Source organism: uncultured Porphyromonas sp. (assembly GCF_902489635.1).
Taxonomy (GTDB): domain Bacteria; phylum Bacteroidota; class Bacteroidia; order Bacteroidales; family Porphyromonadaceae; genus Porphyromonas.
Genome location: NZ_CABUAN010000008.1, coordinates 37927 through 55685, shown reverse-complemented (window position 1 = coordinate 55685; position 17759 = coordinate 37927). Strand labels below are relative to the sequence as shown.

Genomic DNA, 17759 nt, shown 5'->3' with positions numbered 1-17759 from the left:
TACCGTTTAGAAAGTGTCTAGGAGTTGATCGAGCGTTGTCTCATCAGCGATCAGCACTTGGCGAGGCTTGCTACCATCTTGTGCCGACACGATACCGCACTCGTAGAGCTGATCCATAATGCGGCCAGCTCGGTTGTACCCGATGTTAAAGCGTCGCTGTATGTTGCTCGTCGATCCCTGCTGCATCTGTACGACGTGGCGAGCCACCTCCTCAAAGAGCGGGTCGCGCTCGGTCGCGCCACCACCTCCAGAACCAGCAGTTCCAGCCGCGCCCTCTGTGGCAGGAGGCTCAGGCAGCAAGTAAGGCACTGTCGGATAGGGCTGACGAGATATGTGATCCACGATGCGCTCCGTCTCAGGTGTGTCAATGAAGGCACACTGGATGCGTCGCATCTCCTTGCCGTCGTTGATAAGCATATCGCCACGTCCGATGAGATCCTTGGCACTCTTAGTGTCGAGGATGGTGCGAGAGTCCACCTGCGAGGAGACCTTGAAGGCGATACGTGAGGGGAAGTTCGCCTTGATCAGACCAGTGATCACATCTGTACTAGGACGCTGTGTCGCTAGGACGATGTGGATACCCGCTGCACGCGCCTTCTGGGCTAGACGAGCGATAGGCTTCTCGATGGCTCGTCCTGTGGTCATGATGAGGTCGGCAAACTCATCGACGATGAGCACCAAGTAGGGGAGGAAGACGAAGCCATCCTCCTCACGTAGATGCCCCTGACGGAAGAGCTTGTTGTACTCTGCGATGTTGCGCACCTTAGCACGCGCGAGCAATTCGTAGCGCCCGTCCATATCCACGCAGAGAGACTCTAGGACGGGGAGTGCCTTGGTTGTGTCGGTGATGATATACTTCTCCTCGTCCTCGAGCTTCGTCAGGAAGTGACGACCGATGCTCTCGTAGATGCTAAACTCTAGCATCTTCGGGTCGATGAGGATCAGCTTGAGTTCCTCCGGACGCTTATTATATAGGAGTGAAGTGATGAGCGCATTGAGACCGACACTCTTACCCTGACCCGTAGCACCGGCGATTAGGAGGTGCGGCATCTTGGAGAGGTCAAAGAGGTAGACATCGTTCGTGATGGTTCGCCCGATGGCTATCGGGAGCTTCATATCGGTCGTGATAAACTTCTGCGAAGTGATCAGCGCCTTCATACCGACGGTGCGTGGGTTGCGGTTTGGCACCTCGATACCGATGGTGCCACGTCCAGGCATCGGGGCAATGATACGGATTCCGCCGATGCTCTCTACCTTCATCGCTATATCGTCCTCAAGGCTGCGGATGCGGTTGACCTTAACCTTAGGGTCTAGCTTAAATTCGTAGAGCGTCACGGTCGGTCCGATGGTCACTTCGACCGGTTCTAGTCCGATGCCCAGATCGCTGAGCTTCTCGATGATGAGCTGCTCGATCTCCTTGATCTCAGTCCGATCGATCGTTTGCGAAGATTGATCGACATCTGCCAGTAGGTCTGGCGAAGGCATCTGATATCCTCCACGACGTGTGTCACTCTGTGGCACGACGGCGACCGCCTGCGAATCGGCATCACCCTGCGCTACGGTTACCGTGACGCCACCCTCGAGGCTCTCTTCAGCTGGTGTGGAGACGGGTTCGCGGTGTGCCTGAGGAGCGTTTGTAGTCGTCTGCGAGGTGGTGCGTGGTGCAGGCTGTGCAGCCAAGACGCTCGGAGCAGGAAGTGGTGCCTCCTCATCATCGTCTTCTGCAGTGTCTGGTTCGCCATCCACATCGTCTGGGGCAGCATCTTCAATTGTATCTGTAGGCTCTTCACCTGTGGGCTCCTCTCCATCCTCGATGCTCTCTAGGGAGCTATCGGTCGTGCGGCGACGATTAGGACGCTTGACCCAGCCTAGACCGATAGCTCGGCGCATCCACTGGAGGTACTCATAGCGTATCACCACAATGAGGATAATGATCGAGACAAGCAGGATCAGTGCTACACCCAGCCAGCCGATAGCTGGCAGTAGCTTGTCGAGCCAAAGTGTGCCATAAGCACCGCCCCAGCGGAAGAAAGTGGGCATGCCGAGGATGTTTTGTATAGCAGCTGCCGTGAGGCCCGTCCATAGACTCAGGGAGATGGCATAGACCGTTATTTTGATGAGACTACCTCGCTTGGTGATGCGCATCATACGCAGGGCGCAGATTATGCCAAAGATGAGCAAGAACCAGCTACCGAAGCCGAGGAAGCCGTCCATCAGCCGATGTGCTAGATAGGCTCCATGTACACGAGTCACGTTCTGTATCTCCGCGACGGAGCTGTCGATCCCCTCGGGGAGTGTCTGTGTCAATGCCTCCCAAGGCGTTAGCTCCGTGACAATGCTCTGGTCACGAGCCCCCACCATAAGGTAGGAGCCACAAGCCACCAAGGTGTATATGACGAAGGCAAGGAGGATCAGTCCCAAGATAAACGAGATCAGCTCGCCATACCGCTTGTTGGCGACATTGTTTTGTAAGCCCTGCGCCCACGAGCGCATACGACTCCCCACCGAGCGAGAGGGGTTTGAGTCCTTTCTGCTAGATGCGTTCGTACGCTTGCGAGTCTGTGCCGAGCGTTTTTTTGTCGGTTTATCTTTGGATGTAGCCATGAGGTAGTAATCAGGAAGTCTGTAGCGTGAGCATTGCACCATGCGTGGTGATCTCCTACAGGAAAGCTTGATGCAAAGGTAACGATTTTTACGCCAATGGCACACCACTCCACATGTCCGATCGCATTAGCATGTGGCACCGCCTGTCGCTGATTACCATTGCGCATAGCGACATATAGGGTTCTTGGTTAGTCCCTAAGAGCCCTACTTTAATTCTTTACGGAAGGTATCGCAAGTGCTTTTGGATAGAAACTCCTTTCCTACTAGGAGGATTTTGCAAAGCTCTCACGTAAGACTCCCATTCGCTTGGGAAGGTGCGCTACGCTTATCTTAGGCGATTGATGATTTCGTTCTGAGCCTTACGTCCCTCTGGAAAGAAGCGGAAGAGCGGATAGCAGTGGCACAGTCCCTCACCGATATGTATCTCATAGGGGACCCCATACTGGACGAATGCACGCTTATAGTAGGGAGCGCAAGCGTAGAGACACTCGTGCGACCCATAGTAGAGGTAGGTCTTGGGGAAGTGCGAGAAGTCGCCCACGCAGCTGTTGATCATATAGTCAGGCAGTCGCTTGTGTCGGTTCATTATCGAAGCGACGGTGCCGAAGTAATGGTAGTCGACGATTATGTCTTGCGCCGAGAGAGCCTTTAGAGAGGCGATGAAGTCTGCATCTTCGTCTGCCATGTCTTCATGTCCCTCACAAAGCGAGAGGGGGATTCCTCCAGGAGAGACCGCTATGATTTGTCTGGGGCTAGGTAGCTGCATACGCTGCTCATTATTGTATTGTCCTATCCCGATAGCGAGACAAGCTCCTGAGGAGAAGCCTAAGATCGATATTTGCTCAGGAGCGTACTGCTCGAGCATAAGCCGATAGAGCTGATGCGTCTTCTCAAAGGTCACCTCGAGTGTTTGCTCCAAAATAAGGGGGTAAAGGAAAAACCACACATCGCTCCCCGTCTGATCGACAATCCTCTTGGCTATCTTGAAGTCTCTCGCATCTGGTGGCGTGACATATCCTCCGCCATAAAGTAGCAGGACAGCTTTTGCAGCGGGCTTAGGAGTCGCCTGTAGCTTGATACACTTAAAGCCATCGACCTCCTCTATGGAGCAGTGATAGTCCTTGAATTGATCTAGCCGAAGCCTGAACTTATTAGACTGCTTAGTCGCAAAGGCGAGGATCTTTGCTTCTGACATTCTAAAGAGTCTCTTAATGTTTAGGAGTCTCACTATTGAGGCTGCCACTCTGTAGGTAATACTCATAGCTGTATGGTCTTTTGTGTGAGTCTATGGATGGGCTTAGGTGCTCTGTGGAGACAAAGATAATGCTTCATCTAGTATGCAGTGCTAGTGATAAATACCTACTATGCGGTAGCAGGTGCCCGATCGGCTCTTTATGAGACTGTTGCAAAAGTCAACAGTCTCACAATCTTGCTCGCAAGATTGTTCTGACTTTGCAGAAAGGATGAAGCGCAAGGCGCTGAGGGTGAGGTCTGAAGGGAGCATACCTCCGTATGTGACCGAAGCCGAATCCCGAAAGCAACACAGCGATTCGCCTTTATGCAACAGTCTCTTTATGTAAGTGACCATATAAGATAAGTCCCTCCGACTAGGCGTACCCAGTCGAAGGGACTTAACTGTCTGTGGGGTTGTGGAGCTGCGGGGAATTGAACCCCGGTCCAAACATGGTGGCAAAGCGCTTTCTACATGTTTAGCTGTACTTTGATTGTCGGGCCTCAACTCACGAGCACAGCGACCGAGCTAAAGCCTTATCCTCTAAAGTTTAAGACGATGTACGAGGCTACACCATCCGATCCCCGATATCCATGCACCACCGTATCAGAGCGCCTCGGAGCAACGGCCCCCTGGGTGATGTCTCGTCCCGGCATCTATGCCTGGGATGAAGCGTTAGTGTACTATACTTCGACTACGCAGCGAGAGCAAAGTTGTTTTCGCCATTTAGAAAGGTTCGCAGTAAGGTTTTAAGGTGCGTCACAGCAGGCACCACATGCTTACGAATCACTACAACACGCTGTCAAAGCCAATCAGCCCCAAGAGTGTATGTTGCGTCTCCCAGACTAGCGTATCGCTATATCGCTCAGCTGAGGAGAGATCGTATCTGAGTCTAGTGGAGGCTCGCTTCAAGCGAGGACTCCTCCTACTCATCTGGCGCAAAGGTACAAAAAATCGAATAGCTGGCGCGATGTGGAATCTAACCCAAGTGGAAGATATAAAGAATGGGGCTAGCAGAGAAGATCCCCAGCCCCATTTTGACAACTAAAGCGATACATATCGCTCTGTTAATCAGTGTCTAATTATTGAATCTGCACATAATCATGCACAAGTGATTATGTGCATTTTGATGATTAAATCCACAGATAAAATGGACTGCATTCAACAATTATCTATTGCTCTATATTTTAGTTTTTCCAGCCTCTCTTCTAGATCTTTATAGGCTGCCGCTTCTAAAAGCAAATATACATCTCGTGCCTGAACTTCCCTAACCTCTGGATCACTCCAAAAAACACCTAATTCGTGACAATCAAAAGCATCACAATAGACTGTGTAACAAAAATCTAAAGCATTGTAGCTTTCACCATCACAAGCTTCTCCCTTGCCTGGAGCGAGAGAGGCTGAGATATAAACATCTGGATTCGTTCCCAAGGCTATCTGTTTTTGAATCAGATCTGCTTTGTAGGTCAATACAGCATAGCACAGTTCTACTTCATTCTCATCATATCCCATTGCTCTTAGCTCATTCATATCACCATCAAGCAATTCATCCATATCCCAATCTTTGAAATAAGCACATTCGTATCGATATGTTTCAAAATCCATTGGCATGTCAATAGGATAGCTCCACCTCTTCTCCCAGTAATTCAATAACCGCCTACAGTTTTGTCTATTTCGCTCTACTATAGGCAAGAAATTACTTCTCCATCCGTCAGTATCAAGCAAGATCATATTGCATAGGGACAATTTATACAATGGCAAGGGGTGTTCACAACAGCCAATATCCCCTAAAAGGCTCTTATTAAATTTGCCAGACTCAATCAGAGCAATTACCTTCTCTGCTTGGTTTTGCATCACTAATGCAACTAATTCGTCTAAATTCTTTGAATAATAACTGTACATAACGCTTCCTTAGAGTATCCATTTATACATGAAATCTATCTTCTAATTTCTGGTTCATCCGAGATTTTGTGTGATGACCTGATCGTGGAGAGCAAAAAGTCTTAGTTGAAAGTAGTCTATATCTCTGTATCCGTAGGCAACCCTTTTGAGGACTTTGACTTTGTTATTGATTCCTTCGACCACTCCATTGGAAATGCGGTGGTCATACCAGTTTAGAATGCCCCATTGATAGAGCCTGATGGTTTTAGCTATTTGTTTGACATGCCTGACACCCGAATCATCTGCTTGTTCGAGCCACTTCTTTAAAAACAGTTCAGCCTTTTCTTTTGAGCCCTGCTGCCAGAATAGTCTAAGATCTTCCTTAAGGTAATATGCTATAGCTAGAGGCTTGTTCATAGCCAGCACATTATCTAGTCTTGTGCGGTGATACGCATCCATTACGTCCGCTCCATTTAATAGAAGTAAATACCTAACACCTTTGATGACCTTACGCTTGTTGAGATCTGTCTCCTCTCTATACAGGTCTCTGCGAAGAGCATCTATCTTCTCATTCATCAACTTCATAATATGAAAGTGATCTAAGACTATCTGAGCTTTAGGCTGGTACTCCATCACTGCGCTTATATAGGCTGGGGAGAGATCGTATCTGAGTCTGGCGGAGGCTCACTTCAAGCGAAGGCTTCTCCTACTCATCTAGTGCGAAGGTACAAAAAATCGAATAGCTGGGGCGATGCTGCCCGAGGAACGAACAGGGCTGACGCATTATGTACAATGAGCTCGTTTACCTCTATATTCCTCGTCTATCGCTGTGCGAGGCTCTTGAAAAATTCGATTATGATGCGTCATACTTGGCTGGAAAGAGTCGATGCTGGCTAGTCACAATAATTTAGAACTGACTACATATCAAAACGGCGCGACGTCGAGGAAAACTGATTTCCACGTGGATATTTCGAAATTCCCACGTGGAAATTTTTTATTTCCCAGGTAGGAAATAAAAAATTCCTCGGAGGAATCAAATGAAACTTCGGAGGAAATGAATGACGCCCACGTGGAAAATAAAAAATATCCACGTGGAGATTTGAGATTTCCCACGTGGATATTCGAGAAAGGAGGGAATCGGACGAATTTCCCCGTAAAGATATGTAAATAGAGGTTGGAGGTTAGAAGTTAGAGATTAGAAGTTAGAGATTAGAGATCCGATCACTCTGATAGCTCCGATGGTTCCGATAGCTAACAGCCAATAGCTAACAGCCAACAGCTAATCCATGGCGGACACACTATATATAGTGACCTCATGAGACTATTGCATAAAGGCGCATCGCTGTGTTGCTTTCGGGATTCGGCTTCGGTCACATACGGAGGTATGCTCCCTTCAGACCTCACCCTCAGCGCCTTGCGCTTCATCCTTTCTGCAAAGTCAGGACAATCTTGCAAGCAAGATTGTGAGACTGTTGACTTTTGCAACAGTCTCCTCATCTATGTCTTGCTTGTCGCTCGTGTGTAGCTCCTGACAGAGCGATCGGAGGGGAGGGGGGAGTAAAGGAAAGGGGGTGAAACGTTTTTTTAGTACCTTTGCACCCAGTAAGGGAGGTGTGCAGACGGCGTAGCACATCTCAATATGTGACGAGGCTTCTCTGATGTGGCTCTTCTAGATGATAGAGGGTGCTGTGTGGGAGTAAGTCCTCATTTGTTTTGTATCTATGAGGTGCTTTCGCCAGCCGAGAGATGGCCCGCGTGGTGCGACTCATAGGATATGCACTAGACTGAATTAGAAATCATTATCACCTAATCTATATCTATGGGATATTACTATATGACCCAAGAGGGATACGATGCCCTCAACAATACGATCAAGCAACTGGAGGCTGAGGAGCGTCCTAAGGTCACACAGCAGATTGCTGAGGCTCGTGACAAGGGAGATCTGTCGGAGAATGCTGAGTACGATGCTGCTAAGGAGGCGCAGGCTCATCTCGAGGACAAGATCGCTATGCTCAAGGCTCAGCTGGGTAATGCACGTGTATTGGAGCCTTCGCAGATTAAGACTGATGAGGTGCAGATACTGAACCATGTGCGCCTACTCAACAAGAAGAAGGGCGAGGAGAAGAGCTACTACATCGTCTCTGATGCTGAAGCAAACTTTAAGGAAAACAAGATCTCGGTCAATACACCCATTGCTAAGGGTCTCCTCGGCAAGAAGGTGGGTGATATAGCGGAGATACAGGTGCCTGCGGGTACGCTGGTCTTTGAGATCCTGGAGATCACTCGATAGGCGGCTACGCTGCTTGAATACTTTCCCCCCAAAAAACGAATGCTCTATGGCTACAATCTTTAGTCGCATCATAGCGGGTGAGATCCCCTCCTACCGCATTGCAGAGGATGAGGAGCACTACGCATTTCTAGACATCAATCCCTATCAGCTGGGGCATACACTGGTGGTCCCGAAGCGTGAGGTCGACTACTATTACGATCTGACGGACGAGGAGCTGGCTGGGCTGATGGCTTTCTCCAAGCGGGTGGCATGCGCTATACAGGAGGCTACGCACTGCCGTAAGGTGGCTACGCTAGTCCTAGGACTCGAGGTGCCGCACGCCCATGTGCATCTGATACCGATCAATAGTGAGGGTGATGTGGCTCACGGACCTCTCGCTACGAAGCCTTCCGATGAGGAGATGGCTCGCATCGCCTCCGAGATAGCATCCTATATTAAATAAGGAGTATCAAAAGCCTAGTGACAGAGAGACTATATATCCTAGAGGAGATAGATCCTGCAGTACTCTATGGTCCTAACCGTGAGTACCTGCTCTTGCTACGCAATCTCTACCCTAAGCTGCGGATCGTGGCTCATGATCGGATCATCAAGATACTGGGTGACACGACCGATATACAGCTCTTGACGGCACTCCTCGATAAGCTAGTCCAGCACATCACGCGCTACAATCTCCTGACGGAGCAGACCATACGCAAGCTGGCTACGGGCGAGGAGCTCCCTGAGGTCAAGGTGTCGCCCAATCATCTGCTCTATGGAGCGAGAGGACGTAGTATAGGTTACCGAGGCGCTCACCAGCGTGAGATGGTGGAGGCCATAGCAGATCACGATATGCTCTTTGCGATCGGGCCTGCGGGTACGGGTAAGACTTATATAGCGATAGCACTAGCGGTCAAGGCTCTTAAGGAGAAGCAGGTACGACGTATCATACTCTCGCGTCCAGCTGTCGAGGCGGGCGAGAAGTTGGGCTTCCTACCAGGCGAACTGAAGGACAAGCTCGACCCTTACCTCCAGCCTCTCTACGATGCGCTCGAGGAGATGATCCCGACACAGCGCCTACGCACCTATATGGAGAGCGATGTGATACAGATCGCTCCGCTAGCCTATATGCGTGGTCGTACGCTCAACGATGCGGTCGTCATACTAGACGAGGCGCAGAATACGACCCACCATCAGATGAAGATGTTTCTCACGCGTCTCGGACGCAATAGCAAGATGATTATCACGGGCGACCTCTCGCAGGTAGACCTGCCACGGGGTGTCACCTCGGGCTTGCGCATTGCTGAGCGGATCCTGAGCGATGTGGAGCAGATACCTTTTGTTTACTTTGATGCGCAGGATATCGTGCGTCACCCGATCGTGCAGCTAGTTGTGGATGCTTACGATCGCAATGAGCATCAAGCTCTGCAGGGCGGACGGCCTACACAAGAGACTCGCCAACAGCAGGATATAGACTTAGATAAGGATCAAAGTAAAGACTCATAGAAACTTTGTCCTCTCCCGGCTAGGCTGAGGAGAGGGCAAGCGCCTTTTAGCAAATCAATTATTGATCATAATACAATGAATCAAGCACTAACACACACCGACCTATCTCTCCCAGGTATCCAATCTGTCTTTCATGGCAAGGTGAGAGATGTATACTTCCTTGAGGGCGATCTGATAGCGATGGTCGCTACGGATAGGATCTCAGCCTTTGACGTGGTACTCCCTGAGGGTATCCCCTACAAGGGACAGGTGCTCAACCAGATAGCTGCTGAGCAGCTCGACGCTACGGCACATCTCGTACCTAACTGGAAGATAGCAACTCCCGATCCGATGGTTACGGTGGGACACCGCTGCGAGCCGTTTAAGGTGGAGATGATCGTACGTGGCTACATAGCTGGTAGCGCATGGCGTGCTTACCAGGCTGGCGAGCGCACGATCTGCGGTATAGAGCTACCCGAGGGACTGAAGGAGAATGAGCGTCTCCCACACCCAATCATCACCCCAACGACCAAGGCTGACGAGGGTCACGACGAAAACATTAGCCGTGAGGAGATCATAGCCTCTGGACTGATCTCGGAGGAGGACTACAAGGTGATCGAGCAGTACACGCAGACACTCTTTGAGGAGGGGACACGCATAGCTCGTGAGCGGGGACTGATCCTCGTGGACACGAAGTATGAGTTTGGTAAGAAGGATGGCAAGGTGATCCTGATCGATGAGATCCACACGCCAGACTCCTCTCGCTACTTCTACCTCGAGGGTTACGAGGAGCGCCAAGCTAAGGGTGAGCCTCAGCGACAGCTCTCGAAGGAGTTCGTCCGTCAGTGGCTCATAGAGCAGGGCTTCCAGGGTAAGGCTGGGCAGAAGATGCCTACCATCACGCCTGAGTATGCAGCCTCTGTGAGTGATCGCTACATAGAGCTCTACGAGCATATCACGGGCAAGACCTTCGTCAAGGAGCAGACCCAAGATGTGGCTAAGCGTATCGAGAACAATCTGCTAGCTTTCCTGAAGAAGTAACAACAACCTGATTACATATATGGACCAGCGACTAGGGGGCTGTGTACAACCTCCCTAGTCGCTGGTTCTAATCTCTATATTACTATGTCTGTATCTCTAGATGGTAAGTCTCGCTACGTGCGACAGATGTTTGACCGCATCGCTGGGCACTATGACTCGATGAATCGCCTCATGACGGGCGGTATGGATCTGGCTTGGCGCTGGCAGGTCATAGAGCATCTGGCGGACTATGCGCCTCGTCAGGTGGCTGATCTGGCCTGCGGTACGGGAGATATGATCCTGATGCTCTCGCGATACTTGCCGTCGGTACGTGAGATAGTTGGCGTGGACCTCTCGGAGGGTATGCTGGCGGTGGCTGCTGAGCGTGTCAAGCGGGCTGCACAGGCAGTGCCTGTAACGCTACTGGCGGAGAACTGTCAGGAGCTCTCTCTAGCCACGCAGTCGGTCGATGCGGTGACCTGCACACTGGGGATTAGAAACTTCTCGGACCCACTACAAGGCTTGCGAGAGATGCACCGCATCCTAAGACCTGGGGGTGCTCTCGCTATACTGGAGCTGAGCGAGCCTCGTGCAGGGTTACTGCGGCAGGGATATAACATCTACGCCAAGCGGTTGATCCCGTGGATTGGACAGCTATGCGCTCACGATCGCTCTGCTTACAGCTATCTCCCAGCGTCTATTACAGCCATGCCCCAGAGAGAGGAGATGACGGCACTGATCCGTAGGGCAGGCTTTAGTGAGGTACAATATAAAGAAATGCCCCTAGGGATCTGCGTCTTATACACGGCAGAAGCTTAGAGGCATAAATGAATAAGAGTATGCAACGTATTTACGCACTGATAGGTAAGCCCTTGGGGCATTCGCTCTCGGCTGACTACTTCAACGATCTTTTTGAATCTCAGGGGATTGATGCGCGCTACATATTACAAGAGCTAGATGATCTCTCGGCACTGAGACCTTGGCTGGAGTCTAACCCCGCCATCGTGGGGCTTAATGTGACGAGCCCCTACAAGGTGGAGGTGTGCAACTATCTGGATGAGATAGACACTGAGGCTAAGTATGTGGGAGCCGTCAATACGATCGTCGTGGATCGCACGGGAGGACGGATGCGTCTCTTGGGCTACAATACGGATGTGCAGGGTGTCGTGGAGAGTCTGCAGCCGCTACTCACGCCCGAACGACAGCATGCACTCGTCCTCGGCACGGGTGGTGCAGCCCAAGCGGTAGCACAGGCTCTCAAGCGTCTCGGTCGTGACTGTACGCTGGTCAGTAGAGATCCGCAAGCTCCGCATATCTTGTCTTACGATGCGCTGACACCTGAGCTGATAGCAGACAAGTGGATCATCATCAACGCTACCCCCGTCGGTATGGGATCGCTTATTATGGAGCGTCCGCAGATACCCTATGAGGGGATCACGCCGGAGCATGTCTGTATGGATCTGATCTACAACCCAGAGGAGACACGCTTCCTCAAGGCTTGCCGTGAGCAAGGTGCGACGACGATCAATGGACTGAAGATGCTCCTCGTGCAGGCTCGCTACGCGTGGCACATTTGGAACAAGCAGGCGTAGAGACTACGCCATACTATCTACCTCGTCAGAGGAGGAGGGTAGAGGACTCCCTTCGATTGTAGAGCTGTTCGCAGCAACCGCTTCGGCGGCAGCTGCCTCCTCCTGAGCTTCGCGCTCTTTCTTTAATTGCTGATGGTACTCTTCCTCGCGGATCTGCCGTGTGATCGCTATGCAGACCCCGATGGCTATGGAGGTGGCCAGGAGCGAAGAACCTCCACGACTGATGAGCGGTAGCGTCTGACCCGTATTGGGTGAGATGCCCGTGACGACACACATGTGTATGATCGCCTGTGTGGTGTACATGATGCCCACGCCGAGGAGGAAGATGCGCTGCCAGTTACGCTGCGATCGTGTCGCCCAGCGAGAGAGCTTGAAGAAGAGAAGGATATAGAGTAGCGGCACCCAGATCATACCGATGAAACCAGTCTCCTCGATGATGATCGCATAGATAAAGTCGGAGTAAGCCTCGGGGAGGATGTCTCGCTCCACACTATTGCCTGGGAAGACGCCCGTACCATTGCTCCGTGCTATGGCTATGCGTGCGTGCTGCTCCTGAAAGTTGTCCTCGTCGATGACAAACTTACTGGAGTCAGACTTAGAGGTAAAGTCTTCGATACGTCCCTTCCAGCGCGCTGTGCTACTGTTTTTCATGACGATGCTATCGGGCAGCAGTAAGAGACTAGCCACGAGTAGTGCGATGATACCAAGTCCAACGCCACCAACGAGGAAGAGACTCTTGGAGAAGCCCGTCTGTACGATACCTATACCGAGAACGAACAAGGTAATGATGATACCCATCGAGAGACTCTCCTTGGCAACACAGATGAGTCCGATGGCGGTGAGCCCGCAGAAGAGGTAGAAGCGCTGGTTGTTAGTCAGCTCGCGTATAGAGAGGATGGCAGAGGCGAGGAAGATGACCCCTACCTTATAGAACTCAGAGGGTTGTATGCCTAGTAGCGTACGCTTCGCGTCATTGGTCTCTGTACCTATGAAGAGGGTTAAGATGACGAGTGCGAAAGATCCGATGAAAATAAGGATCCCTACGGAGCGTGTCAAAGTACGGTTCATCCGTGAGAAGCCCCACGCCGCAATCACCGATATGATGATGTGCTTGAGATGACCCGTAAAGGGTGCGTACAGGCTCTCCCCACGGTAAGCTAGCGTGCTGGTAGCACTATAGATGAAGAGTAGTGACGTGGCCAAGAAGGCAAAGTAGAGGAACCACAGCGAGCGGTCGCCTGTAATGCGTGGCTTGCGTGGTTTCGTCTCTACCTCGGCAGTGCCCTGAGTGCTCTCTTCGTCTAGATCTACGCTCTCATTATCGGTCGGAGCCGTCTCCTCACGGGGAGAGAGGTCGAAGATGTCCGAAGGGGTCGTAGTATCTTGGCTAGTATTGTGTTCGTCTTGTGGTATCATAGAGAGTGGATAGGCTAGAGCGATCTATCGGTGTCACGTTGCTGCTGAGCGATGGCGAGCACCTCTGCTCTGAACTGGTCGCCACGATCTTCATAGCAGGTAAAGAGGTCAAAGCTGGCGCAGGCTGGCGACAGCAATACGGTGTCTCCCGCCTTGGCCATCTGGCGAGCTGCAGCGATAGCGTCACGCATGGAGGTAACCTCCTCGTGGCGGGGTATGACACTGTCGAAGCTGCGGTGGAGCTTGGCAGAGTCGGTCGTCAGGTAGATCAGTCCGACGACCTTTTCCTTAACTAGATCCATCAGATCGTTGTAGTCATTGCCTTTGTCAGTGCCTCCTAGTATGAGGATCGTCGGCTTGCGCATACTCTCGAGGGCATACCACGTGCTGTTGATGTTGGTCGCCTTGGAGTCGTTGATGTAGTCTACGCCATCGATGCTGGCGATATACTCTAGGCGGTGTGGCACATTGGTAAAGGTCTCTAGAGAGGCTCGTATGATCTCGGGCTTGACGCCTAAAGCTTGCGCAGCGCAACCGACAGCTAGGGCGTTCTGCACGTTGTGCTTGCCCGAAAGAGCTAGGGCCGTCTCAGGCAACTCAACGACTGGCTCCTGAAGGGCAAAGCGTAGCTGTCCGTTGTGACTAAAAGCCACGACCGCATCGTCTGAAGAGGCTTCGGTAGAGAAGAAGATCCGGCGCCCCGCTCCCATGCCTGGCTCCTTGAGTAGTCGCTGTGTCCAGTCGTCTTCGATCCAAGAGATGAAGTAGTCGGTGGGCTCTTGGTTTTGCGTGATACGCATCTTAGCTCGTGCGTATAGCTCCATCTGGTGATCGTAACGATCTAGATGGTCGGGCGTGATATTAAGCAGGATCGCTATGTGTGCTCTAAACTGGTACATGTGATCCAGCTGGAAGCTACTCAGCTCGATCACATAGTAAGCATGTGGAGCGAGCGCCACTTGACGAGCTAGACTGGTCCCCACATTGCCTGCCATAGAGACATCTAGTCCCGCATTGTGGAGCGTGTGGTAGAGCCAGTTGGTCGTAGTGGTCTTGCCGTTGCTCCCTGTGATAGCGATCATCATACTGTTGCCAGCGTAGCGATAGGCGAACTCGATCTCACTGATGATCGGCGTCTGCTGCTCCGCCAGCTGTCGTATGAGCGGTGCGCTGTCAGGGATACCAGGGCTCTTGATCACCTCCTGGGCAGATAAAATACGTGAGAAGGTGTGTCCGCCCTCCTCGTAGGGGATACTGTACTGCTCCAGCTCTGCTTTGTACTGAGGCTTGATCTGTCCCGAGTCAGAGACGAAGACAGGGAGCCCTTGCTGCTGAGCGAGGATGGCAGCTCCGACGCCACTCTCTCCAGCTCCTAGGATGATATATTCGTTGCGTTGCATATCTGTGAGATCGTTGTAAGTCTATTATTTATCGCATCTTAAGCGTGATGACTGTTAGTACAGCCAGCAGGATAGCTATAAGCCAAAAGCGGACGGTGATCTTAGCCTCTCGGATAGGTGCCAGAGGTCTCTGAATCAGGGCGTCGATACCGCTATTGCCCGCTTTCTGAAAGTGGTGGTGTAGGGGTGACATCTTGAAGACCCGTCGGCCCGTGCCCGTGCGTCGCTTGGTAATCTTAAAGTATGCTTGCTGTATCAGCGAGGATAGTCCCTCGATGATAAAGAGGAAGCAGAGGATAGGTAGGAGTAGCTCCTTGCGAATGAGGATAGCCATCACGGCGATGATACTGCCGATGGCGAGACTTCCCGTATCGCCCATGAAGACCTGTGCTGGGTAAGCGTTGTACCAAAGGAAGCCAAAGGTAGCTCCCACGAAAGCTGCGCCAAAGATCACCAGCTCCTCAGCACCTGGGATAAACATGATACTAAAGTAGCTAGCGAGTGCTATGTGTGAGGAGACATAGGCGAGCACCGCCAGCGCCACACCCGCAGGGGCGGCCGTCCCCGCAGCTAGTCCGTCCAATCCATCTGTCAGGTTGACACAGTTCGAGATAAAGGTCACAATGAGGATGATGATGATCGAGAAGAGGATCCAGCCGACCAACTCGCGATTTGGCGTAGAGGCGGGGACTAGCGATAGGTAGTCGAAGTTATTGTTCTTGACAAAGGGAATGGTTGTCTGCGTATTCTTCGCCTCTTGACTAGAGAAGGTCACCTGCTCGATGCGTCCGTTGTTGATCACCTCTTGATTCTCACGAATGATAATGTCTGGACTCAAGTAGAAGGTGAGAGCCACGACAACGCCTAGGAGTACCTGCCCGATGATTTTGTAACGCCCGTGGAGTCCCGCCTTGTTTTTCTTAAAGACCTTGATGTAGTCATCGATAAAGCCCAAGGCACCCATCGTAAGGGTCGTGAAGAGCATCAGCTGTATATAGACATTGTCTAGGCGAGCGATGAGGAGTGTCGGGACAATGATCGCTATAATGATGATGATACCGCCCATCGTTGGGGTGCCTGTCTTCATAGCCTCTCCCTCCAGTCCCAGCGTACGAACCACCTCGCCTATCTGCATGCGATGCAACCAGTGGATGATGCGTCGGCCGATGATCGTACTGAAGATCAACGCTAGGATGAAGCTGACACCAGCCCGAAAGGTGACATACTGGGCTAGTCGCCAGCCAGGGATGTCGTTTGCTTGTAGCCAATCGTAGAGGTGATAAAGCATAGTGTGATGGGTAAGTTGATAAGGTTATAAGGTCTCTAAGTAAAAGGTGAGGACAAAAGTACGCTATCTACGCATGCTCCTCTCTTGCGAAGATCTCTTGCGCCACCTCTTTGTCGTCGAAGTGGTGCTTGACACCTTCGATCTCTTGATAGGTCTCATGACCTTTGCCAGCGATGACCACTAGGTCGCCACGCTGTGCAGCTGCGCAAGCGTCTGTGATCGCTTGGCGACGAGATACGTTGGTGTAGACCTCGTCGCGCTCCGCCAGAGGAATGCCCTCGAGCATCTGATCAATGATCGTCTGCGGATCTTCGGAGCGTGGATTATCTGAGGTAAGGTAGAGATGGTCGCACATATTGTAGGCGATACGCCCCATCTCAGGACGCTTGCCCATATCCCGATCACCGCCAGCGCCGACCACGACGTAGACCCGTGTGGCGTTAAGCTCGGAGACCGTCTTGAGGAGATTTTCCAGAGCGTCAGGCGTGTGCGCATAGTCCACTACCACATGATATCCTCTCGGGGAGGCGAGCAGGTCAAAGCGACCATTCACATGCTCTAGACTAGAGATGCCTCGTAGTATCACGCTCTTGTCCAGATCAGGCAGGAGAAGGCGTGCCACACCATAGACGGCCGTCACATTGTAAGCGTTGTAGCTCCCGACGAGCTTGATCTCCACCTCTTCGTTGTCCAGCAGTAGGGTAGAGCCGTCTACATACTGCCCCAGCAATTGAGCCATATAGTCCGCATGGCTACGCATCGCATAGGTGTGTAGGTGTGCAGCGCAGTTTTGTACCATGACACTCCCGTTGCGATCGTCCGCATTGACTAGCGCGTGAGCCTCTGGGGAGAGATTGTCAAAGAGAGACTTCTTTGCCGCAATGTAAGCCTGCATCGTGCCGTGGTAGTCTAGGTGGTCACGCGTCAGATTGGTAAAGAGAGCTAGTGCAAAAGGCAACCCATAGACCCGCTGCTGTACCAAAGCGTGCGAAGAGACCTCCATAAAAAGATAGCGACACCCCGCATCGACCATATCGCGCATCACACGATGCAGCTCGAGAGCGTCGGGCGTCGTATGGGTGGCGGGATACTCCTTGTCGCCGATACGTATGCAGACCGTGCTAAAGAGTGCAGCTCGCATACCGAGCCAGCTCCACAGCTGATAGCATAGCGTAGCGGTGGTCGTCTTGCCATTAGTCCCCGTGACTCCTACGATCGTGAGTTGTCGCTCCGGACGGTCATAGTAGACAGAGGCTAGGACCGCTATCGCCTTCGCCGTGTCGGTCACCGTGAGCCATGCCACCTCGTCAGAGAGGCTTTCGGGTCGTGGATGCTCTGTGACGATGATACGACAGCCCGCTGCAAGCGCCTTTGGAATGTAGTCGGCACCGTCCACATGTACGCCACGTAGTGCTACGAAGATGCATCCCTTGGAGGCACGACGTGAGTCCTGCTCGATAGAGGTCACTTGGCACTGCTCCGTAGAGACGCTACCCGTGTCTGCTTGGCTCAGTAGATGCTCCTCGGTGAGTGCTACTATATAATTATTGAGTGGTTTGAGATTCATATCTATCTA

At 51.9% G+C, this 17759-nt stretch carries 13 protein-coding genes, 1 other RNA gene and 1 pseudogene; 6 read left to right on the top strand and 9 right to left on the bottom strand.

Features of this window, described 5'->3' with window-relative positions; all coding sequences use genetic code 11:
- Positions 1 to 6 precede the first annotated feature (6 nt).
- From RDM37_RS02970 to RDM37_RS02950, 5 genes and pseudogenes are all read right to left on the bottom strand, one after another.
- Entirely contained in the window at positions 7 to 2604 is a 2598-nt protein-coding gene (locus RDM37_RS02970) for a DNA translocase FtsK 4TM domain-containing protein (RefSeq protein WP_308554857.1), read from the bottom strand.
- Positions 2605 to 2929: 325 nt separating this feature from the next.
- On the bottom strand, positions 2930 to 3799 hold the full coding sequence (locus RDM37_RS02965) for an alpha/beta hydrolase (RefSeq protein ID WP_308554855.1): 870 nt from the start codon (positions 3797 to 3799) through the stop codon (positions 2930 to 2932).
- A gap of 452 nt (positions 3800 to 4251) precedes the next feature.
- Positions 4252 to 4655, bottom strand: a transfer-messenger RNA (tmRNA) gene (gene ssrA / locus RDM37_RS02960).
- 341 nt (positions 4656 to 4996) lie between these two features.
- Positions 4997 to 5737 (bottom strand): hypothetical protein, encoded by a 741-nt coding sequence (locus RDM37_RS02955; RefSeq protein ID WP_308554853.1) that lies wholly within the window; start codon positions 5735 to 5737, stop codon positions 4997 to 4999.
- Positions 5738 to 5791: 54 nt separating this feature from the next.
- Positions 5792 to 6370, bottom strand: a pseudogene (locus RDM37_RS02950) (transposase); the annotation flags it as partial.
- Between the two features lie 1165 nt (positions 6371 to 7535).
- On the opposite strand from RDM37_RS02950, the gene greA reads away from it, so the two are divergent.
- The 6 genes from greA to aroE all read left to right on the top strand — a co-directional run bounded on the left by greA (position 7536) and on the right by aroE (position 12079).
- Positions 7536 to 8006 carry a transcription elongation factor GreA gene (greA, locus tag RDM37_RS02945; protein ID WP_004330537.1) on the top strand — a complete coding sequence of 157 codons (471 nt, stop codon included), beginning with the start codon at positions 7536 to 7538 and terminating at the stop codon, positions 8004 to 8006.
- A 46-nt stretch (positions 8007 to 8052) separates the two neighbouring features.
- Positions 8053 to 8448 (top strand): HIT family protein, encoded by a 396-nt coding sequence (locus RDM37_RS02940; protein ID WP_308554851.1) that lies wholly within the window; start codon positions 8053 to 8055, stop codon positions 8446 to 8448.
- A 17-nt stretch (positions 8449 to 8465) separates the two neighbouring features.
- Positions 8466 to 9488, top strand: a complete 1023-nt coding sequence (locus tag RDM37_RS02935; RefSeq protein ID WP_308554849.1) for a PhoH family protein — start codon at positions 8466 to 8468, stop codon at positions 9486 to 9488.
- Between the two features lie 75 nt (positions 9489 to 9563).
- A complete protein-coding gene (locus RDM37_RS02930) occupies positions 9564 to 10508 on the top strand; it encodes a phosphoribosylaminoimidazolesuccinocarboxamide synthase (protein ID WP_308554847.1) in 945 nt (314 codons plus the stop codon).
- Between the two features lie 84 nt (positions 10509 to 10592).
- Positions 10593 to 11306, top strand: a complete 714-nt coding sequence (ubiE, locus tag RDM37_RS02925) for a bifunctional demethylmenaquinone methyltransferase/2-methoxy-6-polyprenyl-1,4-benzoquinol methylase UbiE (RefSeq protein WP_308554845.1) — start codon at positions 10593 to 10595, stop codon at positions 11304 to 11306.
- Between the two features lie 20 nt (positions 11307 to 11326).
- A complete protein-coding gene (gene aroE, locus RDM37_RS02920; RefSeq protein ID WP_308554843.1) occupies positions 11327 to 12079 on the top strand; it encodes a shikimate dehydrogenase in 753 nt (250 codons plus the stop codon).
- 3 nt (positions 12080 to 12082) lie between these two features.
- On the opposite strand, the gene RDM37_RS02915 is transcribed toward aroE, so the two are convergent.
- The 4 genes from RDM37_RS02915 to RDM37_RS02900 all read right to left on the bottom strand — a co-directional run bounded on the left by RDM37_RS02915 (position 12083) and on the right by RDM37_RS02900 (position 17750).
- The gene (locus RDM37_RS02915) at positions 12083 to 13495 is read right to left on the bottom strand and encodes an FtsW/RodA/SpoVE family cell cycle protein (RefSeq protein ID WP_308554841.1); all 1413 of its coding nucleotides are present in this window, start codon (positions 13493 to 13495) and stop codon (positions 12083 to 12085) included.
- A gap of 14 nt (positions 13496 to 13509) precedes the next feature.
- The gene (gene murD, locus RDM37_RS02910) at positions 13510 to 14895 is read right to left on the bottom strand and encodes a UDP-N-acetylmuramoyl-L-alanine--D-glutamate ligase (RefSeq protein ID WP_308554839.1); all 1386 of its coding nucleotides are present in this window, start codon (positions 14893 to 14895) and stop codon (positions 13510 to 13512) included.
- Between the two features lie 28 nt (positions 14896 to 14923).
- Positions 14924 to 16183, bottom strand: coding sequence for a phospho-N-acetylmuramoyl-pentapeptide-transferase (gene mraY / locus RDM37_RS02905; protein WP_308554837.1), 1260 nt, complete (start codon positions 16181 to 16183; stop codon positions 14924 to 14926).
- Positions 16184 to 16250: 67 nt separating this feature from the next.
- Positions 16251 to 17750 carry a UDP-N-acetylmuramoyl-L-alanyl-D-glutamate--2,6-diaminopimelate ligase gene (locus tag RDM37_RS02900; protein WP_308554835.1) on the bottom strand — a complete coding sequence of 500 codons (1500 nt, stop codon included), beginning with the start codon at positions 17748 to 17750 and terminating at the stop codon, positions 16251 to 16253.
- Between the last annotated feature and the right edge of the window lie 9 nt (positions 17751 to 17759).